Origin of the sequence: Lacrimispora sp. 210928-DFI.3.58 (assembly GCF_020554865.1) — a bacterium.
GTDB lineage: Bacteria > Bacillota > Clostridia > Lachnospirales > Lachnospiraceae > Enterocloster.
This window is the reverse complement of the sequence record NZ_JAJCIC010000036.1, coordinates 20,419-46,646: the sequence shown is the minus strand read 5'-3', so window position 1 is coordinate 46,646 and position 26,228 is coordinate 20,419. Positions and strand designations below refer to the sequence as shown.

At 48.8% G+C, this 26,228-nt stretch carries 22 protein-coding genes; 6 read left to right on the top strand and 16 right to left on the bottom strand.

Annotation, left to right across the window (positions count from 1 at the left end):
- Window positions 1-130: 130 nt before the first annotated feature.
- The 4 genes from LIZ87_RS18125 to LIZ87_RS18110 form a co-directional block, all read right to left on the bottom strand.
- Window positions 131-1,294, bottom strand: coding sequence for a class I SAM-dependent methyltransferase (locus LIZ87_RS18125; protein WP_227148726.1), 1,164 nt, complete (start codon window positions 1,292-1,294; stop codon window positions 131-133).
- Window positions 1,295-1,409: 115 nt separating this feature from the next.
- Entirely contained in the window at window positions 1,410-2,168 is a 759-nt protein-coding gene (locus tag LIZ87_RS18120) for a pectinesterase family protein (RefSeq protein ID WP_178316714.1), read from the bottom strand.
- 465 nt (window positions 2,169-2,633) lie between these two features.
- The gene (nifJ, locus tag LIZ87_RS18115) at window positions 2,634-6,170 is read right to left on the bottom strand and encodes a pyruvate:ferredoxin (flavodoxin) oxidoreductase (RefSeq protein ID WP_227148723.1); all 3,537 of its coding nucleotides are present in this window, start codon (window positions 6,168-6,170) and stop codon (window positions 2,634-2,636) included.
- 307 nt (window positions 6,171-6,477) lie between these two features.
- Entirely contained in the window at window positions 6,478-8,331 is a 1,854-nt protein-coding gene (locus LIZ87_RS18110) for a VanW family protein (RefSeq protein ID WP_227148722.1), read from the bottom strand.
- Window positions 8,332-8,570: 239 nt separating this feature from the next.
- Between LIZ87_RS18110 and LIZ87_RS18105 the strand changes: the two genes are divergently transcribed.
- A complete protein-coding gene (locus tag LIZ87_RS18105) occupies window positions 8,571-9,434 on the top strand; it encodes a PHP domain-containing protein (protein WP_227148721.1) in 864 nt (287 codons plus the stop codon).
- Between the two features lie 111 nt (window positions 9,435-9,545).
- On the top strand, window positions 9,546-9,782 hold the full coding sequence (locus LIZ87_RS18100; protein ID WP_227148720.1) for a polya polymerase: 237 nt from the start codon (window positions 9,546-9,548) through the stop codon (window positions 9,780-9,782).
- A gap of 38 nt (window positions 9,783-9,820) precedes the next feature.
- On the opposite strand, the gene LIZ87_RS18095 is transcribed toward LIZ87_RS18100, so the two are convergent.
- Together LIZ87_RS18095 and LIZ87_RS18090 are read right to left on the bottom strand one after the other, a co-directional pair.
- Window positions 9,821-10,960 carry an AI-2E family transporter gene (locus LIZ87_RS18095; protein ID WP_227148719.1) on the bottom strand — a complete coding sequence of 380 codons (1,140 nt, stop codon included), beginning with the start codon at window positions 10,958-10,960 and terminating at the stop codon, window positions 9,821-9,823.
- A gap of 36 nt (window positions 10,961-10,996) precedes the next feature.
- On the bottom strand, window positions 10,997-12,172 hold the full coding sequence (locus LIZ87_RS18090) for an alanyl-tRNA editing protein (protein ID WP_227148718.1): 1,176 nt from the start codon (window positions 12,170-12,172) through the stop codon (window positions 10,997-10,999).
- A 156-nt stretch (window positions 12,173-12,328) separates the two neighbouring features.
- Between LIZ87_RS18090 and LIZ87_RS18085 the strand changes: the two genes are divergently transcribed.
- On the top strand, window positions 12,329-12,580 hold the full coding sequence (locus LIZ87_RS18085; RefSeq protein ID WP_227148717.1) for a hypothetical protein: 252 nt from the start codon (window positions 12,329-12,331) through the stop codon (window positions 12,578-12,580).
- 122 nt (window positions 12,581-12,702) lie between these two features.
- On the opposite strand, the gene LIZ87_RS18080 is transcribed toward LIZ87_RS18085, so the two are convergent.
- The 7 genes from LIZ87_RS18080 to LIZ87_RS18050 are packed head-to-tail and all read right to left on the bottom strand — an operon-like array spanning window position 12,703 to window position 20,166.
- Complete coding sequence (locus LIZ87_RS18080; RefSeq protein WP_227148716.1) at window positions 12,703-13,650, bottom strand: FAD:protein FMN transferase; 948 nt, start codon at window positions 13,648-13,650, stop codon at window positions 12,703-12,705.
- 34 nt (window positions 13,651-13,684) lie between these two features.
- A complete protein-coding gene (locus LIZ87_RS18075) occupies window positions 13,685-14,701 on the bottom strand; it encodes a hypothetical protein (RefSeq protein WP_227148715.1) in 1,017 nt (338 codons plus the stop codon).
- 34 nt (window positions 14,702-14,735) lie between these two features.
- On the bottom strand, window positions 14,736-15,710 hold the full coding sequence (locus tag LIZ87_RS18070; RefSeq protein WP_442912249.1) for an ABC transporter ATP-binding protein: 975 nt from the start codon (window positions 15,708-15,710) through the stop codon (window positions 14,736-14,738).
- Window positions 15,691-16,713, bottom strand: coding sequence for an ABC transporter ATP-binding protein (locus LIZ87_RS18065; RefSeq protein ID WP_178316052.1), 1,023 nt, complete (start codon window positions 16,711-16,713; stop codon window positions 15,691-15,693). Before LIZ87_RS18065 ends, LIZ87_RS18070 begins: the two co-directional genes overlap by 20 nt.
- 11 nt (window positions 16,714-16,724) lie before the next feature.
- The gene (locus LIZ87_RS18060; RefSeq protein WP_227148713.1) at window positions 16,725-17,606 is read right to left on the bottom strand and encodes an ABC transporter permease; all 882 of its coding nucleotides are present in this window, start codon (window positions 17,604-17,606) and stop codon (window positions 16,725-16,727) included.
- Between the two features lies 1 nt (window position 17,607).
- Window positions 17,608-18,555 carry an ABC transporter permease gene (locus LIZ87_RS18055; protein ID WP_178316051.1) on the bottom strand — a complete coding sequence of 316 codons (948 nt, stop codon included), beginning with the start codon at window positions 18,553-18,555 and terminating at the stop codon, window positions 17,608-17,610.
- Between the two features lie 33 nt (window positions 18,556-18,588).
- Window positions 18,589-20,166 carry an ABC transporter substrate-binding protein gene (locus tag LIZ87_RS18050; protein WP_227148712.1) on the bottom strand — a complete coding sequence of 526 codons (1,578 nt, stop codon included), beginning with the start codon at window positions 20,164-20,166 and terminating at the stop codon, window positions 18,589-18,591.
- Between the two features lie 55 nt (window positions 20,167-20,221).
- On the opposite strand from LIZ87_RS18050, the gene LIZ87_RS18045 reads away from it, so the two are divergent.
- Window positions 20,222-21,307 carry a LysR family transcriptional regulator gene (locus tag LIZ87_RS18045; RefSeq protein ID WP_227148711.1) on the top strand — a complete coding sequence of 362 codons (1,086 nt, stop codon included), beginning with the start codon at window positions 20,222-20,224 and terminating at the stop codon, window positions 21,305-21,307.
- Window positions 21,308-21,386: 79 nt separating this feature from the next.
- On the opposite strand, the gene LIZ87_RS18040 is transcribed toward LIZ87_RS18045, so the two are convergent.
- Window positions 21,387-21,539: a hypothetical protein gene (locus LIZ87_RS18040; protein ID WP_227148710.1), complete on the bottom strand. Its 153-nt coding sequence runs from the start codon at window positions 21,537-21,539 to the stop codon at window positions 21,387-21,389.
- Window positions 21,540-21,784: 245 nt separating this feature from the next.
- Between LIZ87_RS18040 and LIZ87_RS18035 the strand changes: the two genes are divergently transcribed.
- Together LIZ87_RS18035 and LIZ87_RS18030 are read left to right on the top strand one after the other, a co-directional pair.
- Window positions 21,785-22,201, top strand: coding sequence for a hypothetical protein (locus tag LIZ87_RS18035; RefSeq protein ID WP_227148725.1), 417 nt, complete (start codon window positions 21,785-21,787; stop codon window positions 22,199-22,201).
- A gap of 39 nt (window positions 22,202-22,240) precedes the next feature.
- Window positions 22,241-22,522 carry a hypothetical protein gene (locus tag LIZ87_RS18030; protein ID WP_227148709.1) on the top strand — a complete coding sequence of 94 codons (282 nt, stop codon included), beginning with the start codon at window positions 22,241-22,243 and terminating at the stop codon, window positions 22,520-22,522.
- A gap of 44 nt (window positions 22,523-22,566) precedes the next feature.
- Here the strand turns inward: LIZ87_RS18030 and LIZ87_RS18025 are convergent, their stop codons facing one another.
- Together LIZ87_RS18025 and leuS are read right to left on the bottom strand one after the other, a co-directional pair.
- Window positions 22,567-23,451 carry a L,D-transpeptidase family protein gene (locus LIZ87_RS18025; protein ID WP_227148724.1) on the bottom strand — a complete coding sequence of 295 codons (885 nt, stop codon included), beginning with the start codon at window positions 23,449-23,451 and terminating at the stop codon, window positions 22,567-22,569.
- Between the two features lie 160 nt (window positions 23,452-23,611).
- Entirely contained in the window at window positions 23,612-26,014 is a 2,403-nt protein-coding gene (leuS, locus tag LIZ87_RS18020; protein WP_227148708.1) for a leucine--tRNA ligase, read from the bottom strand.
- Window positions 26,015-26,228: the final 214 nt, after the last annotated feature.

The window sequence follows — 26,228 nt, the reverse complement described above, 5'->3', positions numbered from 1 at the left end:
GGTGCTAAAGAATTATTTGCAGTCAGTGTAACAAATGTTTGACAAACCTACATTTATCCTATAAAAATGAATAGGCTGTGGGGGCTCTCCTGTTTCTCATGACATGATCTGCAGAAGCAAAAGCTGCCTGTCAGTACCACCTCACCCGCGGCAGCTCATTGTTCACTCCTTTGGTGGCCAGGATCTGGTGCAGGTCGATGATGCCGTTGTGGAAGGTGGCTGCGCAGGAGCACAGATAGAGCTCCCACATGCGCACAAATTCCTCATCAAACATCTGGCATATCTCCTCCCTGTGAGCCTTGAAATTCTCCTCCCAGCAAAGCAGGGTTTTGTTGTAGTGGCTGCGCAGGTTTTCCACGTCCAGAATATGATAATCCCTGTCGCCCATCAGAGAGACGATCTCCCTCAGGCTGGGGATGACGCCGCCTGGGAAGATATATTTCTTGATCCAGGGATCTCCGTCATGTTCCTTTAGGCTACTGATAAAATGCAGCAGAAACACGCCGCCCGGCTTTAACACCTTATCTGCCCGGTCGAGAAACAGGCCGTAATTCTCCCTGCCCACATGCTCCACCATTCCCACGCTGACAATGCGGTCAAACTGGCGGCCGCAGCCTGCAAGATCCCGGTAATCAAGAAGCTTTACCTCCAGAAGATGCTCCAGCCCTTCCTCCTCGATCCTGGCCCGGAATCCGTCATACTGCTCCTTGCTCAGAGTAATGCCGGTTCCCTTGACCTTATATTCCTTTACAGCCCGTATCAACAGATACCCCCAGCCGCAGCCGATGTCAAGAAGGCTCATTCCCTCCTTTAAGGCCAGCTTTTTTAAGATATAGTTTGTCTTATTTTCCTGGGCTTCCTTTAAAGTATCCGTATCCGTCCTAAAATAGCCGCAGGAATAGTTCATAGTATCGTCCAGCCACAGCTTATAGAAGTCATTGCCCAGATCGTAGTGGGAGCATACCTCCTTTTTCTGGTTCTTCTTCGAGTTGGAAGGGTGGAGCAGCCCCTTTAGCCGCAGCTTGTTCACGGAAAATTTTCCCATCTGTCCTAAAAAGCAGTCCAGCGCATGGTAAAGGTCTCCTTCTACTTCAAGCTTCCCCTGCATATAGGCCTCTCCCAGTGCAAGGGAGGTGCTGTCCGCCAGCTTTCTTACCGGGATCATTTCCTTCACATTGACTGCAAATGCCGGACTGCCCTGTCCGATCTTGTCCTCATGTCCGTTCCATTTTACCAAAAAGGGGAATTCCCCAAACCTGCTCAGGAAATGCACCATTGCCCGCTCTTCCATCATCATACACACGTCCTCTCTGCTCCTTTAGGCAGTTTACAGCTCTGCCCGGGAGCTGGTGATTCTGTGTTCAGTATTCCCGTTGGAAGGGTGGATTATGCATCACTTCTGCTCTCTGTCAGCACACCTTTACATACTCAGGCCGCCCTTCCGGGCAGGCCCCCGGTCCATAGGATCCCTTTTCAATAAACTCCACCGTACTGTGTGCCTCTGATTTCCCCCAGTCATCCCAGCCAGCGCGGTTGATATGGGGCCCCAGATAGCAGTGTTCCAGCCGTACCTTCCCATGACTGCGCCAGGGCCTCCCAATATAGCACGATCCCGCTGGAACCTTTTCATCTGAGGTAAAACGGCAGTTTCTCGCCACAAATCCCTCCTCGACTCCCTCCGGTGTGCAGGGAGCGAACACATAGCCCGGCTCCACATTCCGGAACTCACAATTTTCAAAATAGGCCGTGGCTCCTCCAAAGATAAAGTCAATACTGCCCTCGATCAGGCAGTTTTTTACCCACACTTTCCTCTCTGCCCTGGGAAAGAACTGCTTTGGCCCCAGAAAACCATCCGGCTCCATCTCCTTTAGCGGCAAAGGTGCCAAAAACAGCGTATCCTGGTGTCCCTTAAGGATGCAGTCCTCCAGACGGATGTCCTCGCCGTCCAGATACAGTGCTACCGCCTGACCTACCTTTTCTCCTGAACCTGCCGTATTCTCAAAGAGGCAGTCTTTAAATACCAGATGGCTTCCCTCCGCCAGAAGGGTGTAGCTTCGGAAGGTATGGTAAGGCCTTCCATCGGGATGGATCTCCCTTGCATAGTGGGAGCCTGTAAAATGTTCTCCCTGTATGATCTCATTGTCTCCGTTTATGCGGATGCCTTCCATCCTGTTCCTCCTTCTCTCCCGCCTGGGCCCTACCCCTAAACGCAGGCTGCTTTTTGCTCAGGCACAGCGCAGAATACCAAAGCTTACGGTATTTCACGCCCTGCTGCTTTCCTTCTCCAAGGTTTCCAGGCTCTGCCCCTTCAGGACCCTCTCCAGCATTTCCGGCTGGCCGTCTCCGCCATGTCGGCAAGGGCAGCAGCATCCACTGCCAATCCCTACAGCACCCCCAGCGCATGGACGGCTGCTTCCGGCATCCCGCAGAGGAAGGCATCCACAAAAATGGCGGCTGCTCCTTCTATAGTATCTCCCAAAAGGGCAGATTCTAAACATACTTTACAGCGGCTTTTGACATCCTGATCCTATAATGCCAAAAAAACCAGGGATGTCCATTGAACACCCCTGGTCTGTCAGCAATGCTTTTAGACTTATCTTGTCTTATATTACATCACTTGTTCCCTATAAGAATTAGTCATTGCCGTATAAAGCAACCAGCTTGGACAGGTACTCGTAACGCTCCTTAGCCTCAGCCTCGTTGCGTGCGAACAGCTCTGCTGCTCTGGTTGGGTTCTTCATTGTCAGAGACAGGTAACGAACCTCGCCCTTTAAGAAGTCCTGATATCCTTCCATCTTAGGTGGCTTGGAATCCAGAGTAAACTTCTTCTCAGCTGCTGGGTTGTAACGGAAGTTGTTCCAGTAACCGCACTCAAGTGCCAGCTTCTCCTCTGTCTGAGCCTTGTCCATGCCCTTCTTGATACCATGATTGATACATGGAGCATAAGCAATGATCAGGGAGGGTCCCGGATATGCCTCTGCCTCGGAGATAGCCTTTACAGTCTGAGCCATGTCGCCGCCCATACAGATCTGAGCAACATATACATAGCCGTAGCTCATAGCGATACCAGCAAGGTCTTTCTTCTTAACGTCCTTACCGCCTGCTGCGAACTGTGCAACTGCACCGGTCTTTGTAGCCTTGGAGGACTGGCCGCCTGTATTGGAGTAAACCTCGGTATCATATACCATGATGTTGATATCCTTACCGGATGCCAGAACATGGTCTACACCGCCGAAGCCGATATCATAAGCCCATCCATCGCCGCCGAAGATCCACTGGGACTTCTTAGCCAGGAAATCTTTGTTCGCTACGATATCCTTGCAGGTTGGGCAGTCAATGCCGTCTAATGCCTTAACCAGCTTATCGGTAGCAGCGCCGTTTAATGCGCCAACATTGTAGGTATCAAGCCATTCCTTGCAAGCTGCCTTGATCTCATCGGTAGCATTCTCACTTGCAGCAACAGTCTCAACCTCAGCCTTTAAGCCGTCTCTTAATGCTCTCTGAGCCAGTAACATACCATAACCGAACTCAGCGTTATCCTCGAACAGGGAGTTGTCCCATGCAGGACCCTGGCCCTTAGCATTTACAGTGTATGGTGTGGATGGTGAGGAGTTACCCCAGATGGAGGAGCATCCTGTTGCGTTTGCAATGTACATCCTGTCACCGAACAGCTGAGTGATCAGCTTTGCATATGGAGTCTCGCCGCATCCTGCGCAAGCGCCGGAGAATTCAAGGAGAGGCTGCTTGAACTGGCTGCCCTTAACAGTGTTCTCTTTGAACTTAGCGATAACTTCGTCCTTGATCGGCAGGGTCTGACCAAAGTCATAGATAGCCTGCTCGCCAAGAGTCTTCTCAAGAGGCTCCATGGTAAGAGCCTTGTTGCCCTTCATGCCTGGGCAAACATTTGCACAGGAACCACATCCGGTACAATCCAGGGAAGAAACAGTCATAGCGAACTTGTAGCCCGGCATACCTGTCATATCCTTCATCTTCATATCAGAAGGAGCTGCAGCTGCCTCATCAGCAGTCATAGCTACCGGACGGATAACAGCATGCGGACATACATAGGAACAGAAGTTACACTGGATACAATTATCAGGATTCCATACAGGAACCTTAACTGCAATACCGCGCTTCTCATATGCGGAGGAACCGGATGGTGTGGAACCGTCTACATAATCCTTGAATGCGGATACTGGCAGGGAGTTACCTTCCTGAGCGCTTACCTTTGTCTGGATGTTGTTTACGAAGTCAACAACGTCCTTTCTGCCCTCAGTTACTACCTTATAATCAAGGCCTTCGTCCTCGCAGTCAGCCCAGCTTGCCGGAACCTCAACCTTGTGAACGCCCTTAGCGCCTGCATCGATAGCTGCCCAGTTCTTCATAACAACGTCTTCGCCCTTACGGCCGTAGGTTGCCTTTGCAGCAGCCTTCATCAGCTCGTTTGCCTTCTCAGCCGGGATGATGCCTGTCAGCTCAAAGAATGCGGACTGAAGGATGGTGTTGATACGTGTTGGGCCCATGCCGGTCTCGATACCGATCTTAACGCCGTCGATGGTGTAGAAGTTGATCTTATGGTCAGCAATGAACTTCTTAACCTGGCCTGGTAAATGCTTTTCAAGGCCTTCCATATCCCATGCGCAGTTCAGCAGGAAGGTACCGCCGTCAACCAGCTCCTGTACCATGTTGTACTTACGTACATAGGACGGATTGTGGCATGCAACGAAGTTTGCCTTGTGGATCAGGTAGGTGGACTTGATCGGGCTGTGTCCGAAACGCAGGTGAGACATTGTAACACCGCCGGACTTCTTGGAGTCGTAATCAAAGTATGCCTGAGCATACATGTCTGTGTTGTCACCAATGATCTTGATGGAGTTCTTGTTAGCACCTACAGTACCGTCTGCGCCCAGACCCCAGAACTTACAGTTGGTTGTACCCTCTGGTGTGGTTACTAATGGAGCGCCGATCTCCAGAGACAGGTTGGTAACATCGTCTACGATACCCAGAGTAAATGGAGACTTTGTCTCGTTCTCATATACTGCAACGATCTGTGCAGGTGTGGTATCCTTAGAACCTAAGCCGTAACGTCCGGTGAGAACCTTAACCTGGTCGAACTTGCTTCCCTTAAGAGCAGCAACAACATCCAGATACAGAGGCTCGCCCATAGCGCCTGGCTCTTTTGTTCTGTCTAATACGGTGATAACCTTTACAGTATCAGGAATAGCATCGATCAAAGCCTGTGCACAGAATGGTCTGTACAGACGAACCTTAACAACGCCTACCTTCTGTCCCTGCTTCACCATGTAGTCGATGGTCTCCTCGATGGTGTCATTGACAGAACCCATAGCAACGATCACGCGCTCAGCATCAGCTGCGCCATAGTAGTTGAACAGCTTGTAGTCAGTACCGATCTTCTCGTTAACCTTGTCCATGTATTCCTGAACGATTGCAGGAAGTGCATCATAGTATGGGTTGCAGGCCTCTCTTGCCTGGAAGAAGATGTCTGGGTTCTGAGCGGAACCTCTCTGGCATGGATGATTTGGATTCAGAGCGTTCTTACGGAAAGCTGCGATTGCTTCCATATCAGCCATTTCCTTCAGATCCTCGTAATCCCAGGTCTCGATCTTCTGGATCTCATGGGAGGTACGGAAACCGTCGAAGAAGTTGATGAATGGAACCTTGCCCTTGATAGCTGCCAGATGAGCAACCGGGGTTAAGTCCATAACTTCCTGTACGCTGGACTCACACAGCATAGCGCAGCCGGTCTGACGACATGCGTATACGTCGGAGTGATCACCGAAAATAGATAATGCGTGGCTTGCAAGAGCACGTGCGGAAACGTTGATAACGCCTGGCAGCTGCTCGCCTGCGATTTTGTAAAGGTTTGGAATCATCAGTAACAGACCCTGGGAAGCTGTGTAGGTGGTGGTCAGCGCACCTGCTGCCAGAGAACCGTGTACAGCACCTGCTGCACCAGCCTCAGACTGCATCTCTGTAATCTGCACTTCACGACCGAAGATGTTGGTTCTTCCGTCTGTGGCCCACTCATCTGTAGCTTCAGCCATAGGTGAGGATGGGGTAATCGGATAAATAGCCGCTACATCAGTATACGCATAAGACGCATGGGCTGCTGCATGGTTACCATCCATGGTTTTCATTTTTCTTGCCATTTTGATTTCCTCCTGCAATAGTGAATATGTATAGTAATGGTATACATTGAGCCTGTCCGGGCTGTAAAGCCCAAACAGACTGACCTGTATATTATTATATCAATTATTTAACAAATTGCAAATGCTTAATTACAATTACTCCAAAAAATACAATGCTTTCACTAAAAAACTATGGAACCCCCACAAAATCCCCCTGAGCCCCTTATCAGGCCCCTGCAGGAGTTTCCTGTGCAATGAAAAACAGGCAGGCTCCCCGGACATTCTCCCGAAAAGCTCCTGCCTGTTATTATTCCTTTATCTTATACTCTTATTCCGGCTTAAGCGGCGCTATCACTGCCCCTCCTCCGTCCGGTCCCTGACCTGCGGGTACCACAGCTCCCGGACTGTCCGGACCTGCATTTTCAGCCTCTGAGGGCTTCACTGCTGCAGAGGATGCTGAGACAGAAGGTTCTGCAGAAGGAGCCGGCGCACTGGTGCTCACTCCAGGTCCCTGGCTTCCTGTCCCTCCTTCTACCGGCAGAGTGGTGATCACATCACCCGGTACATAGCCCTCCGGCATTCCGTCTACTGTCGGTACTGGTGTCTCTGCGGATGTGGTGGTCTCCTCCGGTGCCAGCACAATGCCTGTGGTATTGCGCCTGATCACAGGTGCATGCCCCTTGTAGGTGGTCTTATGATCCAGCTCTCTGGAGATCTCCTTGCCATCCTTGTAAACGACCTTGTAGGTCTGCCAGCGGCTGCCCTTTGTACCAGCGCTCTTGATCTCCTCCACTCCCGGCTGCAGAGTCTGATCCTCCTCATAGGTCGGCGCAGGAGGATCCAGCTCCTCCACCTTCTCTGATACCAGATCCCACTTTATCCCCTCTTCCAGGATCGGGATCCCGTAGATAGAAACGGTTGCCTTCTGGTCTGCATAGCTTGCCCTGATGCCAATGGCTGTGCTGGAATTGTTGATGAATTTGAAATCCGGCTGCTCCCAGCTCACGGTCGCATCCTGGCCTGGTGTGATGTAGTTGGGCTCAAAGGTATGGGAGCGCCTGAAGCTGATCTCCAGTCCGGCGCGGTAAACTGCATTGTACAGTGTAGTGGATATCTGGCACACGCCGCCGCCGATCTCCTGGACCACTTCGCCGTTGTTATAGGCAGCGGCTCCCTTGTAACCCTTTGCCTCTGTGCGCTGCCCTACCACGCCGTTAAAGGAGAATTCCTCACCGGGCTGGAGGACTGTTCCATTGATAGCCTCTGCGGCCAGGCGCACATTGGTATTACGGTTTTTATTGGCCGTTGTATTCGTGGTAACACTGCTGATAGTCTTGTATTTTTCCTTTGCAGAGGCTGCTGTGATCTCAGGAGACACAACAGCTCCCGCTGCCTCTATGGAAGCGTCAAAATCCTTTTTCTCCACTGCTGCCAGGATATCAGAAGCCAGCTTCTCCTGATCAATGGCAAAGCCGTTCTCCTCTCCTGCAAATACGAACTGGTTCTTCTCCTTGTCAAAGCTGCTGATAGAACCGTTCTTGGCCTTCTTGTCCCATTTGGCTGCGCAGGCTGCCGCCTCGGCTGCTGCCTGCTCCTCAAGGCCTGTTGTATCCAAAGTATAGTCTTCTTCCGGCTCACCGCTGTAAATCTCATCTAACAAGGCGTCTACCTTCGCTGCCATGAGGTCCGTTACCTGGTAGGTATCCTCTCCATAGGAAACAGTCATGCTCCAGGGGAATTCTGCCAAAACAGCTTCCCTTGCCTGGCTCCTTGACATTCCGGTGATGGTAATGCCGTCTACCCGTACTTCCTTCTGCATCTCTGTCTCCACAGCCTCGGTGGTGACCGCCTCCGTCTCCTCCGGCGATGGTTTCCTGCCCTTTAATGCAAGGGCAATGCATGTGATAACTACGATCAGTATCACGCCGATCAGGGCAATCTTCGTGTAATCAGGCCCCTTCCTTCTCCGGTGGGTGGTTCCCCTCCGTGAGGACTGGTAGGAATTCCCCCTTCCGCTCTGGCTGCTGCGGTATGAGGAAGTGTTTCTGGAACGGCTGCCGGAAGCACCGCCTCTGGCTGCCGTACTTCTGGCCGCCGGGCGGCTCCCGCTTTTATCGGAAACCCTGCGGCCGTTTCTGGACGCAGAGGAATTTCGTCTGCTGTTGTTTTCTAATTGATTCATTCTTTTTCACCTGTCAATTTATTTTGAAAGTGTTGACCGGCAGCTGCTAGAGTGCCGAAGGCATGGCGCAGCTGACTTTCATGATTTGCCACAGATTGTAGTATAGCATACTTTATTTAAAATGGAACTCTCTTTTTCATTTTTTTCTTCCCAATTTTACTTATTGTGAATTTCGTGTTACTATATATAAAGTAAGTATTATTAAAGTATGAATAAAATGTTTCACAGGAGGTTTTCATATGGGATTTGTGGATCTGCATGTTCATTCTAATGCGTCTGACGGCACCCTCTCCCCAGCAGAGGTGGTGATCCTGGCAAAGGAGGCCGGGCTTGCGGCTATCGCCCTGACAGATCACGACACAACAGCCGGAGTCCCTGAGGCTATGGAGCAGGGAAAAGCATCTGCGGTGGAGGTCATACCCGGCATTGAGGTATCCAGCACCTATGAGGGCCATGAGATCCACATCCTGGGGCTTTTTGTGGATATCAAGGCTCCCGCCCTCCATGAATTTCTGGAGGAGATGAGAAAGCGGCGCAGCCGCAGAAATGAAGAGATGCTTGCGCGCTTTGAGGCAAAGGGCATCACCTTTACCGACAGGGAGCTGAAGGGCGATAACCCCGCCACTGTAGTCACCAGGGCTCATGTGGCAAAGGCCCTCGTCTTAAAAGGGATATGCTCCTCCATGGACCAGGCCTTTAAAAAATATTTAAAGTATGGCGGGCCCTACTGCCCTATGAAGGAGCATTTTCCTCCTGAGGAGGTCGTGGCTGCCCTGAAGGCCAACGGCGCCTTCATCTCCTTAGCCCACCCCTTCCAGTACAAGCTGGGGGACAAGGGAACAGAAAACCTGATCTCGCTTATGGCCTCCCTGGGCATGGAAGGCCTGGAGGTGTACCATTCCTCCCACAATTCTCTGGAAAAGATGAAGCTTCAGGAGATCGCTGCCCGCTATCACCTGCTTCCCACCGGGGGCTCTGATTTCCACGGTGCAAATAAACCGGATATTTCCATTGGAACCGGCCGCGGCGGCTTAAAAGTGTCCTCTTTACTGCTAGACGCCATAAAAAGCAAGCGTCAATCCTCTGTTTTTTATGAAAAATGATAATTGTTTTCCCCCTTGTCTTCTGATATAATCTTAATTGTTAAATGATTAACCAACTTTTTTCTGAAAAGGAAATCTATTCAAACAAAAGAAAGGACAGGAGGAATTGCCATGAAGGTTCAGAATATCACAGATGTTGAAAAGTTTTTCAAGGTAATTGATGAGTGCAAGGGAACAGTTGAGCTGGTATCTCCCGAAGGTGACCGCATCAACTTAAAGTCCAAGCTGTCACAGTATGTTTCAATGGCTGCTATCTTCTCCAATGGATATATTAAAGAATTAGATCTCATCGCACATGAGAAGGAAGATATTGAACGTCTGATCAAATACATGTATCAGGGTGAATAACCTATACATGTATGAAAACCGGAAAGCGGAGTCCTGCCCTAAGGCATTGGCTCCGCTTTTTCTTTTTCTCTGAGCCTGGCTCTGACCTCACCCTTAAGAAGGGAATAGAGCACAGAGCACAACGGAATGAAGACCAGCATTCCCACGATCCCCATCATGCTGCCGCCCACAGTGACAGCCACCAGCACCCAGATGGAGGGAAGGCCCACAGATCCGCCTACCACATGGGGATAGATCAGGTTCCCCTCGATCTGCTGCAGCACAAAGAAAACAATGGTAAAAACCAGTGCATCCACAGGAGACTCCATCAGCATGAGGAAAACTCCCACTCCCAGACCGATAAAGGCGCCAAAAATGGGGATCAGCGCGGTAAAGGCGATCAGCACCCCTATGAGAAGGGCGTAAGGAAGCCTGAGGACACTCATGGTCACTAAAAACATGGCTCCCAGTATCACTGCCTCCATGCACTGCCCTGTCAGAAAGCTTGAAAATGTCCGCTCCGTCAGCTGTGCGATCCTTTGCACTCTCTCCACCTCCCCCTCCGGCAGGAAGGCCTTTAATACATTTCCCGCCTGGCGGCTCAAGGTTTCCTTCTGAAGAAGGATGTAGATTGCAAAAATAAAACCAATAGCAAAGTTAGACACCCCGCTTACAAGGGACGCTGTGGCTGAAAATGCGGAATTCAGCATGGATCCGGCTCCATTTTTCAAAAATTCTGCAAAGTCACCTAACAGCTTTGGCCAGTCGATCTCCAGCCGGCTTATATATTCCACAAGCTCCGGGGTATTGGCAAACATGTGCTCTGCCTCCTTCTGGAGTCCCGCAAAAAACAGGGGAATGCTTTTTTGCAGGCTTAAAAATGTCCGAAGCAGCTGGGGCGCAACCACAAATACCACCAAAAACAAGGCTCCTGAGACCAGGAGGATGGTGAGCGCCAGGCTCAAGGGACGTTTCAGTCTTTTCCCCTTTTTCCATGTGACCATATGGCTCTCAATATTACGCATGGGTACATTGAGGACAAAGGCAATGGCTGCTCCCAATAGAAAGGGAGAAGCGATATGGAGCAGGTCTGCAAGAAGTCCCAAAAGCACCCTGTAATTGATCCCTGCCACCACTACTGCCACAGTAAAGAGGATCAGGCCCCTTAATTTTTTCATTGTTTCAGAATTTAATTCCATCTCATCATCCTTTTGCCTGCAGATCAGCCTGGATGGCTAATCGTTTTTTGTTTCTTCCCGGAAGGCAGTCTCGATCTCCTCCCTGGCAGCCTGAAAGGTTCCCTGAGCCATAAGGCTGCTGCCGCCGCCCCTTCCGTGAAGGCGCCTATTCATGGCCTTGCTGAAGGCCCTCATGTCTGCACTGCTGCTTCCCAGGGCGTACTGATACTCATCCTTTTTCCCGTTCCCTGAAAGCACGCCCACAATGCTTCCCTTTTTCTGCTCATAGAGGAGTGTTGCAAGCTGTCTGAGCTGTACAGGGGCCAGTTCCTCCTCAAACACCAGCAGAGGCCGGCTGCTTTCGGGATACCGGGCCGCCTTTTGTTCAAACAGGCTTTGATAGAGCCTGCCTATGAGAGCTCCCTTTTCCTGGCTCTCATTTTTCAGCTTCTCCACTGCCTCAGGAACAAGGTCCAGCTTTGCCGATAAAAGGACGGAGACGGCCGCCTCATCCTTTAAGCGCTGCCTGTAATCCAGCAGGGCCCTTCTTCCGCAGAGCATGGACACCCGCACTCCGCCCTTATAATGTATCATGCTCCTGATCTTAATGATACCCACTTCTCCTGTGGTCTCTACATGGGTTCCGCAGCAGGCGCAGATATCCCCTCCCGGTATCTCCACGATCCTCACCTGGCCGGAAAGCTCCTTTTTGCTCCTGTAATCGATCTCTTTTAACTCCTCCTCTGTCGGATAGAGGACCTTTACCCTCCTGTTTTCATAGATCAGCTGGTTGGCTTCATCCTCCAGACAATCCAGCTCATCCGGGCTCAGGGGACCGTTAAAATCTACCGTCACCTCGTCAGAACCCATGTGAAAGCCCACATTGTCGTATCCAAAATGCTTATGTACCAGACCTGACAATATATGCTCTCCTGTATGCTGCTGCATATTGTCATACCGCCTCTGCCAGTCCAGGATCCCCTCTGCCTGGGTCCCCGGCTCCAGCGGACTCTCCAGCTCATGGAATATCTGGCTGCCCTTTTCCTGGACATGGAGCACCGGAATGCCATTTAACGTACCGGTATCCGACGGCTGGCCTCCTCCCTCCGGGTAAAATCCCGTCTGATCCAGAGTCACCAGCCAGGTGCCCTTTTTGCTTTCCTCACAGCTCGCCACCGTGCACCGGAAGGTCCTGACATATGGCGTCTGGTAATATAATCTGTTTTGGTCCATGTTTTATGCCTCTTTTTCAAATTTTATTACGATTCTATCATATTTGTCCTGTATGTACTATAAAAAAATTTTAAAATTTCCCTGAAATCGTGGAAACATGAGCAAGCTGCCTCACATATGATACAGTGTAATGAAAATTTATTTGGAGGAACTAATATGAGTGATGTAGCAGCAACAAACTGCGGATGCGACTGTGGATGTGGGTGCCAGACAGGAGGAAGCGGCTGCAACTTTATCTGGCTGATCCTGATTCTTTGCTGCTGTGGAGGAGGCAGCGGGTTCGGCTGCTTTGAACATAACAACTGCAACAGCGGCTGTGGCTTTGGATGCGGATGCAGTGAGATCATCTGGATCCTCCTGATCCTCTGCTGCTGCGGCGGCGGCAATGGCGGCGGCTTCTGCTGCTAAATCAAGGAGCTGCCGCACTAAGGAATTAGTGCGCAGCTCTTTTTTGTTAAAAAACGAGCTGGGCTTCGAAAAGTCCAGCTCATACAATACCTATTACTCTGCAGGAAGACTATACCGCACTTTTAGGATAATAAGCAAGCTCCTTTTGATGCCAACAGCCTTCCGTCCTTCTTTAGAACAACATAGTCCACATCAATGCCTTTTCTATCCCTTATGTGTGTTGCTAATTTACATCCAGCCTCAAAGCCCATGACAAAAAAGGCTGTGGATAGAAAATCCGTGTATACTGCTTTGGAAGATATAATTGATACACTGCTTATATCCATCTCCTGAGGCCTTCCTGTAAGGGGATCCAGCAAGTGATGATATATACGCCCTCCCTTCCGAAAACAATGCTCATACCAGGAGGAAGTAGCAATCCCACGATCCGAAAGGTTCACTGCCCCTATCATGCTTTTTTTATCAGGACAGCGGATCCCAACGCTCCAGGGTTCCTCTTTTCCTTCCGTCGAAGGTTTGCTGCCCAGCACAAACAGGTTGCCCCCAAAATCCAAAACACCTTTTTTGACACCACTCTCTTTCAAAAAATCTGATACCAGCTGAAGTGCATACCCCTTTCCGGAAGCCCCAGGATCCAGCATCATATCTGCTGCATCAAAGACAACCTCCTGACGTGCACTGCTTAAATGGACATGATGAAAACCTACTCTTTTCTTTACCCGTTCCAGATCCTGATCTCCGGGAATCTGCGGATGATCCCCAAGAAAATCCCACAATTTCACAAGAGGGCCCACTGTAAAATCAAAAGCTCCATCCGTTTGCTGTGAAAATTCCAAATTCAGTTTTATAAAATCATACAGCATTTTGGAAACCACAGCCGGCTTTCCAAATGTATAAGAAGCGCAAAGTTTGCTAAGCTCCGAATCAGGATCATACATGCTCAACGTATTATGTACCAAAAGCGCAAGCCTTTTCGCCTTTTCTAACAGCAGACGGCTGCTCTCCTCTGTTGGCCCTGAAATGCAGATCGTGCAGATCGTGTCATACGCGACAAATGTGATTTTGTTCATCTCTTGCATGACCATGATATCTCTATTCCTCTTTTCAGACTCTTTCTTTCAAAACGCCGTCCTTTTTCAATTCTTCATCAATATGCCTTGCAATCTGCAGGTAATTATTATAAGAAGGATGTCTCGGCCGCGGAGGAAGATCCAGCTTGCTCTTAATATGGACGATTCCCCCGTCCGGCCTGGATTCGCGGTCCCACATTCTTCCGCAGTCTTCGCCATCCGTATGAGGCAGGCCTTCAATATCCAACAGATCCTGCGTCTCACATACGCGTGCATTCAGGGTATCGCTTAGAGTCTTAAAGTCTACAAGCCACGTTTCTCTGTCCCATCCTGCTGCAAACGGCTCTTCAAATCCCTGGGCATGGTATTTACTCAGCCTATAAAATTCTTTCAGTTCGTCATACATGATTTCCGAAGAGTGATCTGCCATGATCTCATCATAAAAGCAATCTATGATCTCTCCATCTTTCACACGGACCTGAAGCCAGCCAGTAATACCATAACCAAAGTTTTCTGCATAGCCATAATATAAGGTGTCAGATTCTTTCCTCTTTATTTTTCCGTCCAGTTCTTTCGTCAGGTGAAGCATATTTTTCACCGAGAAGGAAGCACCTGAGATCAAATCATACTGTCCGTCCAAGCGCTGACTCTTCAGGATCTGCTGCTCGACATGTGCACAGCACTTTGCTGTAACAGCCCCGGACTTTGCACTGCGTATTTTATCATGAAAGTTCTGGAAAAACCCGTATTCGGAACGGCGCTTCCATACTCCCTGGAAATATCGCACATAATAGTTTTCCATTGTTTTCTCATTAAATTCTACAAAAACGATCCTGTCATTATCATCAACCACAACTTCCAACAGGCCTGTATGTCCGTGATGTCCCCAACGGCCGCTAAAATGTGTGGTGCCGCTGTAATAATGTCCTTTTACAAGCCCCTGATATTGAGGCTGGGCTGACCAGTCTAACAGCTCGTCTTCAATATCGCGCGCCCACGGCATACATCCCAGCCAATGCGTTTTTCCGTGCCATTTCATTACATTTTCCATTGTTTGTTACCTCCAAATAGATAAAATATATTATTTAAACTTCTAACTCTTTTGCCCTTACACATGAACAGTAATGTCCCTCTTCTATGCACACAAGGGCCGGATCACCATGCCCCGTACAGCGCTCATCCGCATATAAACAACGCTTTGCAAAACGGCATCCTGGTTCCGGATCAATAGGGCTTGTAAGTTCTCCGATCAGCTTCACCCGCTGCATCTTCTTATGAACATTCGGAATGGGGATGGCGGACAAAAGCGCTTTGGAATACGGATGGGTGGTATTGCGAAACAGCTCCTGGGAAGAGGCTGTTTCTACCAGCTGTCCCAAATACATCACTGCAATCTTATTGGAAAAGAATTTCACTACAGATAAGTCGTGAGTAATAAACAGAAATGACAGCTTATACTCTTCCTGCAATTCCTTCAGCAGATTAAGGATCTGTGCCTGAATGGATACATCCAGGGAGGAGACGGGTTCGTCACACACGATAAATTGCGGATTCAATGCCAATGCGCGGGCAATGCCTACACGCTGCCGCCTGCCGCCATCCATCTCATGGGGATAGGCATTGGCAAATCTCCTGCTGATGCCGACAATGTCCATTAAATGATCCACATGTGCTGTCCGTTCTGCGCTTGTTTTAAACCTCTTATGGATGATGAGGGGCTCAGAGATCGTCTCGCTTACTGTTTTTCTGGGATCAAGGGAAGAAAAAGGATCCTGAAAAACCATCTGCATTTCACGCCTGTATTCGTGCAGCTGTTTTTTATTCATTTTACAGACATCCTGACCATTAAATAAGATCTGGCCGCCGGTAGCTGTATGCAATCCGGCAATAAGCCTTCCGATGGTGGACTTTCCACAGCCGGATTCTCCCACAAGTCCAAGAGTCGTACCGCGCTCAACAGAGAAGCTGACATTATCTACGGCATGTAATGTACCTGTAGGTGTTTTGAAATATTTCTTTAGATTTTTGACCTCCAAAATATTATCTGGCATTACATGAATCCTCTCTTCCTTTTATCTCACCTGCTGATTTCTCCGCCCGAAAGCAGCGCACCTTATGTTTGTCATTTAAGTGTACCATATTGGGAGCTTCTCTTTTGCATTGCTCCTGCACATATGGACATCTGGGCCAAAAAGAACAACCCTCAGGCAAATTGGCAGGATCCGGCATCTGTCCCTTGATGGGTTTCAGCTTTTCTACGTTTTCCTCCAACGATGGTATGGATTCAAACAAGCCAATGGTATATGGATGCCTTGGATTTTCATAAATTTCTTCAATATCACCGCTCTCAACAATCTCGCCGGCATACATAATGGCAATCCTGTCACAGACCTGCGCCACAACGCCCAGGTCGTGTGTGATCAAAAGCATGGAGGTCTTAAGCTTTTCTTTTAATTCATTCATAAGCTCAAGAACCTGCGCCTGGATCGTCACATCCAACGCTGTAGTAGGCTCATCTGCAAGGATCAGACGCGGCTCACAGGCAATGCTCATTGCGATCACTACACGCTGTTTCATACCGCCGGAAAATTGATGGGGATACTCATCATACCTCTCCTTCGGAATCCCTACCATCTCCAGCATCTCCATCGCCCGTGCCTTTGCTTCGGCATTGCTGCAGCTGTTATGTGATTTTATAACCTCTGCGATCTGCGCCCCCACTGTGTAGACCGGATTCAGGCTTGTCATTGGATCCTGAAAGATCATAGAAATCTCATTGCCCCGGTAACGGCGCATCGTTTTCTTGTCCGCTTTCAAAAGGTCTGTACCCTCAAATAGGATCTTTCCGCTTGTAATTTCGCCGGGCGGATCTGCCACAAGCTGCAGGATGGACAATGCTGTCGTTGTCTTCCCTGCACCGGTTTCCCCTACCAGGCCAAGGCTCTCCCCATGAGAAATATCCAAGTCCAGAGAATTGACTGCATGTATCACCTCATCATCTGTGCGGTAGACCACCGTCAGACCTGAAATTTCCAACATTTTTTTATCTTTATCCACTGTCATATGATAATCCTCTAATTCTTAAGTTTTGGATCAAGTGCATCCCGCAGTCCATCGCCGAACAGGTTCAGAGAGAGGATCGAAATCATGATTGCAAGGCCCGGAAATGCGCATACCCACCAGGCATGACGGATAAACTGCCGCCCTGTACTCAGCATGGATCCCCACTCAGGAGTAGGCGGCTGGATGCCAAGACCTATAAAGCTCAGCCCTGCAATCGCCAGGATCGAACCTGCAATGCAGGTCGTTGCCTGAACAATAATAGGTGCTAATGCATTGGGAATCACGTGAAGAAAGATAATGCGCAGGTCAGAAGCACCGATCGATCTTTCTGCCTCAATGTATTCTTCATTTTTTATGGTGATAACTGCTGCGCGGACGATCCTGGCAAAGGGCGGTATATTAGATACAGCGATAGCGATCATCAGATTCAATATGCTGTTGCCCAGTGCTGCTACAATAGCCATAGCCATAAGGATACTGGGAACTGCCAGGAAAATGTCCATGATCCGCATAATGATATTATCTATTTTCCTACTCCCGTATCCAGCGATAGCTCCCAGCGTTCCCCCTACTGCACATGCCATAGCGATCGTGCCTACTGCAACAGGGAGTGATACTCTGGTTCCATAAATCACACGTGCCATGATATCGCGTCCTGCCTCATCTGTCCCCATCCAGTGTTCCATTGACGGCGGCTGTAAACGCTGCCCTGCATTCTGCCGGATCACCTCTGCATCATAATCAAACAAAAACCCTGCCGAAATGATCAGGAAACAGAGAAAAGCCAAGATAACCAAGCCTGCCACTGCTGTTTTATTTTTCTTCAAACGTTTCCAAACCATGGCAATCTGCGATTTTTTGCGGTTCTTTGCATTCATCTGTTCTGTCGCCATCTCATCCCACCTTCACTTTCATCCTTCTATACTCCGTTTTGATACGCGGATCAAAGAAGGCATACAAAATATCGATTGCCAGATTGATGATAGAAAAAAGTGTTGCAAGGATTACAACGATCGCAAGAACAATCGGCGTATTCTTCACCCGGATAGCCTCTACCAGCAGAGAACCTATGCCCGGCCATGCAAATACAGTCTCTACCAGCACTGCGCCCCCTAAAGAAAATCCAAACTGCAGGCCCACTGTGGTAATGATCGGGATCATTGCATTGCGCAGCCCATGTTTGATAATGACAACGCTTTCCTTAAGTCCTTTTGCCCTGGCAGTACGGATATAATCCTGCCGTATCGTTTCCAGAAGCGAAGATCTGGTCATACGCATCACCACAGCCAGCGTGTTTGCACTCAGTGTAACAGCTGGCAGAACCAGGGCTTTCCAGCTGTCAATGTAAGAGGATGGAAACCACCCCAGCTTTGCCGCAAAAATCAATATCAGCATGATCCCCAGCCAAAAGCTCGGCACAGACACTCCAGCCAGAGCTACCAGAGAGGCAGCGGAATCAAGAGCGGAATTCTGTTTCACTGCAGATATGATCCCTAATGGCATACCAATAGTTACAGCAAACAGCATAGCTGCAAATGAAAGCTGGATCGTCTTTGGCAATCGCGGTATTAATTCATTGATCACAGGCTGCCGTGTACTATAGCTGATACCGAAATCCCCTCTCACTGCATCAAGTACGAATTTCCCGTACCGGATCAAAAAGGGCTGGTCCAGTCCTAATTCATGGGAGATACTCCTGTATGCCTCTTCTGTATAGCTGGCGCCAAGGTACATCGTTACCGGATCCCCTGGCGTCAGTTCCATGATCGTGAATACTAAAAGACTCACTCCAAGAAGTACAGGTATCAGCATCAGCAGCCTGCGAAGCGTATAATTTATCATCTTTTATTCCCTCCTGTCATCCATCTGAATGGATCAATCAGCAACAGAAGTACCATAGATGCTGTGGCAGTTGGTTGGATGGACCTTTAATCCTGCAACATCGGCCTGAGTGCCAATATACAGATATGGGATAGCAAGAGGATATAACGGCACTGCATCCGCAACGATCGTCTGGATTTCTGTATAAAGCTCCTGTCTTTCATTATCATCCAGGGAACTGGATGCCTTGTCCAGCATATTATCAACCTCTGGATCCGTCCAATGGTGACGGTTGCCGCCTAAACCCAAAGAATCTGTGTGATACTGGGTACGAAGCATGCTGTCTGTATCGCTGGCCACCTTTTCATACATAAAAAGCGCCTGTTTTCCTTCTGCAACATATTGCAGGAAAGATGCATTGTCCATAGACTCCACTGTAACATTGATGCCGATTTCCTTTAACTGGGACTGGATCACAACAGCTGCAGTACGGTATTCCTGGGTATCCATTACAGTCAATGTAATATCGAAACCATCCGGATATCCGGCCTCGGTCATAAGCTGCCGTGCTTTATCTAAATCCGTATCATAAGAAACTGTATCCGGCATATAACCAAACAGCATATTACAAAGCATCGTGTTGCAGGCGATATCTGCATCTCCTCCGAACACAATATTGATGTAGTCCGATTTGTTTACTGCATAGGCGATCGCTTTACGAACTTTCACATCGGAAAGAATCTCATTTTTCACACAGCTCCCAAGGTATATCACGCGGCAGCTCGGACTGGCAAGAAGCCTCAAATCAGCATTTTCCTCAATCGTTGCTTTATCAATGGGATCAATATCGTATGCAATATCTACCTCGCCGGTTTCAAGACCTATGGTCCGGTTGATCGCTTCCGGTATGGTGCGGAAGGTTAATGTCTTGATCGGCGAAGGGCCTGCCCAGTAATCTTCGTTTGCCACCAAAACGCAGTCTCCTCCAATTCCCCAGGAAGAGAGTTTGAACGGGCCGCTTCCGACAGGATGGATGTTGAAGTCATCCCCATACTCCTCCACTGCTTTTTTCGATACAATAGAAGCTGCGTCCAAGGACAAACGTGTCGGCATTGCATTAAACGGCGTCTTTGTTTTAACAACTACTGTCATATCATCCACAATTTCTACGCTTTCAATGATCTTATAATTGTAATTCACGCCATCACTGGCCATACAGCGCTCTAAACTGAATTTTACATCCTCTGCATTCATTGTCTCTCCATTGTGGAACTTTACTCCCGGGCGGAGATGGAACTGCGTTGTATACTCATCCACCACATCCCAGCTCTCTGCCAGCATCGGAATGATCTGCAGGTTTTCATCCATCTGGGTCAGGCGGTCATAAATTTGAGTTGTGACGCGGAAAGTCGCAGTAGAAGTCTGGATATGAGGATCCAGATAAACCGGCGGCTCCGGAACCGCCACAACAAGGGAATCTCTTACACTGCCAGACCCCGCTCCGCCATTTGCGGTCACTTCACTCTGAACATTCGTTTCAGCAGAAGTATTGCTGCTGTCCTGACTGCTACATCCTGCCAGCATCCCCATCGTCAATGCTGCAGCTAACAACATAAATAAGCTCTTTTTCATTGTTTTATCCTTCCTTTTTTTATTAAACATAGCAGAACCATCACCCTGATATTTTTTGAATGATATCGTCCGCAAGGTTTTCAAATTTTATGCGGTTTTTATAAAAATATTGAATTTTTCTTCCTTTTTATATTATAATTATAACATCATTATTCCAACTATGTTATTACATTTCGGACTAAGTATATGGCTTATAGTGATAATTTTTTCCGTGGTCATCGATATGGAGGCGTTTATGAACATTGAACATTTAGAATATTTATTGGAGGTCTATAACTGCGGCTCCATCAATAAAGCCGCAAAATACCACTACATTTCCCAGTCCCATCTGAGCAAAATAATTAAAAATTTAGAGAATGAATTGGGCTATACTTTGATCATACGCAGCAAGTCCGGCCTTACCTTTACCCATGCCGGGACAGTATTTATTAAGTCCGCAGAAAAAATCGTTCAGGAGAGCAATAATATACGAAAAATCCCCGAACAGCTTGAAAAAGACGAAGCGTTAAGTATTGTTTGCTCCTCCGATCCCTTCTTACTCAATACTTTTTTTGATTTCAGGCGTATGGCATCAAAAATCCATTCCAATGAAACATTGGAAGAGGCCGGACTGCGTATTATATTACAGCGTCTGATCTCCAAAGAACGTAATCTGGGAATTATGGCAATGTTTGAACAAAAAGCAGAAAAATACCGAAAATTAGCAGAAAAGTATGGTTTAGGTTTCGAGACCCTGCAAACCCATATTCCTATGATCGTAGTAATGAATCCAAGGCACCCTTTAGCAAAAAAAGAAGCCATACGGCTGGAAGATATGGCAAAATATGACTTCATTGTAGACTCAAATGTGGATAACGATGATACAAAAACTGTGCTCCAGATCAACTCTGAACAAAATGTGCTCCATGTCTCCAGCCTCGCCTGCACTGTTATGGCATTAAAAAAGAGCAATTATATTGCTGTGAAAAATCAGACTCTCATGCAGCATGTGATTGAAAACGGGCTGATCACACGGGAGATCGAGGGCTTTGAAGAATATTCTGGTATATATCTGCTCCATCAAAAAAACAAGCCCGTTCCTGCCCGCGAAAAGCAGTTTATCGCTTATCTGAAAAAGCAGCTTTGCATACAATTCCGTTAAAAGACCACACCACATTTTACATTTTTCTAAAACAGCGGGGCAGGTTTTCCTGCTCCGCCTTTTTCCATTCCGGTTTCCCTTAGTTTTCTTCCCCCTCCTGCTGTGCCGAAGTCAGAATGCCTCTTCCCTCCCGCCTCTTTCCTCCATACCCTCTTGTACCCTGCTTTCTCTTTGCACACTCCTCATCTATTTCATACACTGCATTGCCTTCGATTACTAACCGGCTATACATGAATGCTGACCTCCTTTTTTCGAGGCCCCGGCCCGGACCCGGTGCCGGGACCGCTCATTTAGAATATTGTGGCGGCTGCCTGCAGGCTGCATATTCTGGCCGGCAGCACAGCTTCCATATATTTAATATATGCAGTGTCCAGGCATTGGCGCTTTTCCTTTGCCAGTGATTCCAAAATCCCGGCATGAACAGAAGGGCTTCTGCATATGATAGGAGCAAAGAAACAAAAGGCTGGTGGAAGAACTGTGAATCCATCTGATGATTATAAACTGACAGACCTGGATTACCTCATAGGAGATCACCACTTACAGATGATAAAGGCGGCCCTGCCCTATCTCAATGTGCCCGAACAGCGGGCCGTGTCTGTGTTTGTAAAATTTCAGGAGCTGAAAAAGACCTTTGAGCTGTTTGAGACAGAGGAAGTGGCCTCCATGGGGATCTGCTCCTTAGAGCAAAGCGAGGGCGGCAGGACTATGCGCGATCTTTTAAAGGCCATACGCCCCTACGGAAACCCGGCGGAACGTGACATCATTGATATGGCCCAGAATTTCATGGACGGCCAGACTCCCATGGAGCAGCTGCGCAGGTTTCTCACGCCGGAGCAGCAGTCCCGGTTTGAGACCATGCAGATGGTGATCACTGCCATACAGGCCATGGCATAACCCCGGTCTCTATTAATAACAAAGAAAGGATACATAGCAATGGATAATAGCTGGAAACAGGATCCCCGCCTCAAGTCCATGAGCAAGGAAAAGCTGGAGCTTTTGACAGAGTTTTCCGACCGCATCGGACGTACAGAAAAAAATAAGCTGATGGAAGCCTTTCTATCCATTAACCTGGAAGCCAGACAGCGCGGTATCCAATTCAATGACAAGGAAACCGCTCTGCTGGTAAATATTTTAAGCGCCCACATGGCCCCGTCCGAGCGGAAAAAACTGGATCTGCTGAAAATGCTCTCAAAAAAACTGGCAGGCCAGCGCTGACCTCTAGCGCCCCTGCCAGTTTTTTTCATCCTTTTCATTTCTTCTTATCTTGACGTCTGCCCGGCACTCTCCCAATCCGCGAAAATGGCGATCCTTGTGCTCTCTGTCACCGAACAGAGAAGCTCCTTCACGCGCCCCTCAGGAAGGCATACGCATCCTGAGGAGGGCTGGTCCGGTATCTCCTTAAAGCAGTGCAGGAAAATGGCAGAGCCCTTTCCCGGTACGCCCTCTATGTTATAATCCAGGCTCAGTCCATAATCATAGTAGGGGACTGCGGCTATCAGGTTCTCAGCGGACTTCCAATCCTGTGCCGCAGAAGCCGTATTTACCAGACGGTTGTAATGGGAGCTTTCCGGATCATCCACCCAGAAATCCCCTTCCACGATCTGATGGTAGGGAAGAAGGCTGCCGGGATCTTCCTTCAGGCCAAAGGCCAGATGAAAGCCATAGACTCCAGCCGGAGTCGCCCCATCGCCCTCTGCCTTCTCTGCAGTAATGCCGCTGCGCCCTACATATCCCTGCTCCTTCCACACAGGCTGCCATCCATTCTCATCCTTCCTATAATAGAGGATATCCGCTTTGTATCCCCCTGTGCCCACCACTGCGATCAGCTGGTCTGTCTCTGTGGCTGTCTCAAGCCTGGACGGCAGGCTGCGCTCCTCCTGGGAGAATACTCCTGCCTCTCCTGCTCCCGGCCCGCCATCCTCTGGCTTTTCCAACGCCCTGTGGCCTGCCGCCTGGGAGGTCATAGCCATCCATCCTCCCGCTGATAATATTCCTGCCAATGCGATCACTGACAGCGTTTTCCTTACTCTGCTGAAATATCCCTTCATCTCTGTCTCCTCGTTGTATCTCTCTCTTCTGTCCTGCGCTTTTTCACTACAGACATATAACCTATCACTGCTGCTGTCCGCCCCTATCTGTTCCATCACCTTCTGTTCTCTTCCTTGTAACAGTTCATGCGGTTGCCTTCCTTCTTCTATTCTACCATGCAGTTCCTGGATGTTCTTTACATTTTTCCTAATATTTACTAAAAAAGACACAGACAATGTTTCTTTTCACTGTCTGTGTCCTCTCTTTTGCCGCAATTTATTTGCACACAATATTTACAATACGTCCCGGTACATAGATTTCTTTTACAATATTCTTTCCTTCCAGGAAGCCTGCTGCCTTTTCATCTGCCTTAGCCGCTGCAATGACCTCGTCCTTTGGAGCATCCGTAGGAACCACGATGGTTGAGCGGAGCTTTCCGTTGATCTGCACTGCGATCTCTATGTGAGAATCAATGGTCTTGCTCTCCTCATACACCGGCCAGCTCTGAAGTGCCAGAAGCCCTTCTCCTCCTGTCATCTCCCAGATCTCCTCACATACATGAGGTGCAATCGGGTTCAGCAGCTTAATGAAGGTATGAAGCTGCTCCCTGCTGATCTTTCCTACCGCATAGATATCATTTGTCAATGCCATGAGCGCTGCGATGGCAGTGTTGAACTTCATATCCTCCAGGTCAGAAGAGACCTTCTTAATCGTCTTATGGAGAGGTGTCTCCAGCTTCTTTGTCTCAGGATCCTCCGAAACCATATCCGTGAAGCCACATACACGCTCCAGGAATCGCTTACAGCCCTTCACGGAGTTATCGTTCCAGGGGGCTGCTGCGGAGTAATCTCCCATGAACAGCACATAGGTCCTCAGGGTATCTGCGCCGTAATCCTTCACGATATCAAGGGGATCCACGACATTTCCCTTAGACTTACTCATCTTCTCGCCATCCGGTCCCAGGATCAGGCCCTGGATGGAACGCTTCGCGTAAGGCTCAGGAGTATTCACCACACCGATATCATACAGGAAATGATGCCAGAAGCGGGAATAGATCACATGCCTTGTCACATGCTCCATGCCGCCGTTGTACCAGTCAACAGGCATCCAGTATTTTAACTTCTCCGGGTCAGCCAGCGCCTGGTCGTTGTGGGGATCCACATAGCGCAGGAAATACCAGGAGGAGCCTGCCCACTGCGGCATGGTATCTGTCTCGCGCTTTGCAGCGCCGCCGCACTTGGGACAGGTGCAGTTCACATAGGAATCAATCTTTGCAAGAGGTGATTCGCCATCGGAGCCCGGCTCAAAATTCTCAACAGCCGGAAGACGCAGCGGAAGCTCCTGATAGGGAACAGCTACAACACCGCACTTTGGGCAGTGAATCAGCGGAATAGGCTCGCCCCAATATCTCTGGCGGTTGAATGCCCAGTCCTTCATCTTATACTGAACGCCGCGGCGGCCCTGCCCCAGCTTCTCCAGCTCTGTAATGATCCGCTCGATCGCGTCCTTCTTGCTGCTGTATTCATTCAGATATCCGGAATTGATGTAGGGTCCTTCACCTGTGTAAGCTTCCTTTTCCACATCTCCTCCCTGGATGACCGGGATGATATCAATGCCGAATTTCTTTGCAAAATCATAGTCTCTGGTATCATGAGCAGGCACACCCATAACGGCGCCGGTACCATAGCCCATCATGACATAGTCGGTGATAAAGATCGGCATCAGCTTTCCGGTAATGGGATTCACTGCGGTGAGTCCGTTGATCTTAACGCCTGTTTTATCCTTCACCAGCTGTGTGCGCTCAAACTCTGTCTTCTTTGCACACTGTTCTCTGTAGCCTTCAATCTCATCCATATTGGAAATGCGGTCCGCATATTTGTCAATAAACGGATGCTCCGGAGCGATTACCATAAAGGTGGTTCCGAAGATCGTGTCCGGACGGGTAGTGTAGATCTCCAGCTTCTCCTCAATACCCTGGATCTTAAAGTTCACAAAGGCACCTGTGGATTTGCCGATCCAGTTCTGCTGCTGCTGTTTTACGTTTGCAGGATAGTCCACATCCTTTAAGCCTTCCAGAAGCTTGTCCGCATACTCTGTGATCCGCAGATACCAAACGCTCTTTTCCTTCTGTACAACATCGCTGTGGCAGATATCGCACTTTCCTCCCTGGCTGTCCTCATTGGAAAGGACTACCTTACAGGATGGGCAGTAATTTACCAGGGCTGTATCACGGAAAACAAGACCTTTTTCAAACAGCTTCAGGAAAATCCACTGCGTCCATTTGTAATAATCCTCATCCGTAGTATCGATCACGCGGTCCCAGTCAAAGGAAAAGCCCACCTTCTTTAACTGTTCGGAGAATTTCTTGATATTGTCGTCTGTGATCTTTCTCGGATGTGTACCTGTCTTGATGGCATAGTTTTCTGTAGGCAGGCCGAAGGCATCAAAGCCAATAGGGAACAGGACATTGTATCCCTCCATACGGCGTTTTCTGGAAATGACCTCCAGGCTGGAATATGCCTTGATGTGTCCCACATGCATGCCGGCACCACTGGGGTAAGGAAATTCCACAAGCCCATAGAATTTTGGCTTATCACTGCCGTCCACAGCCTTGAACGCACTGGCTTCCTCCCATTTCTGCTGCCATTTTGGTTCTATTTTTCTAAAATTGTGCTTCATGATCACACGTCCTCCTGGCTGCCGGATTTGAAATGGTTGACAGCCTATACGAAATTAAAATATAGCATAATTATAATAGAATGTCAAACCGCCAGTAAGGATTTTTCTTGGAGAAAATCCCTGTAAACTGTCACAGATTTACAATAATTCCGCTTGTGCTCTTTTGACCATTTTCGTATAATAAAATTAGATACAAAAAGATGGCATTTGACTG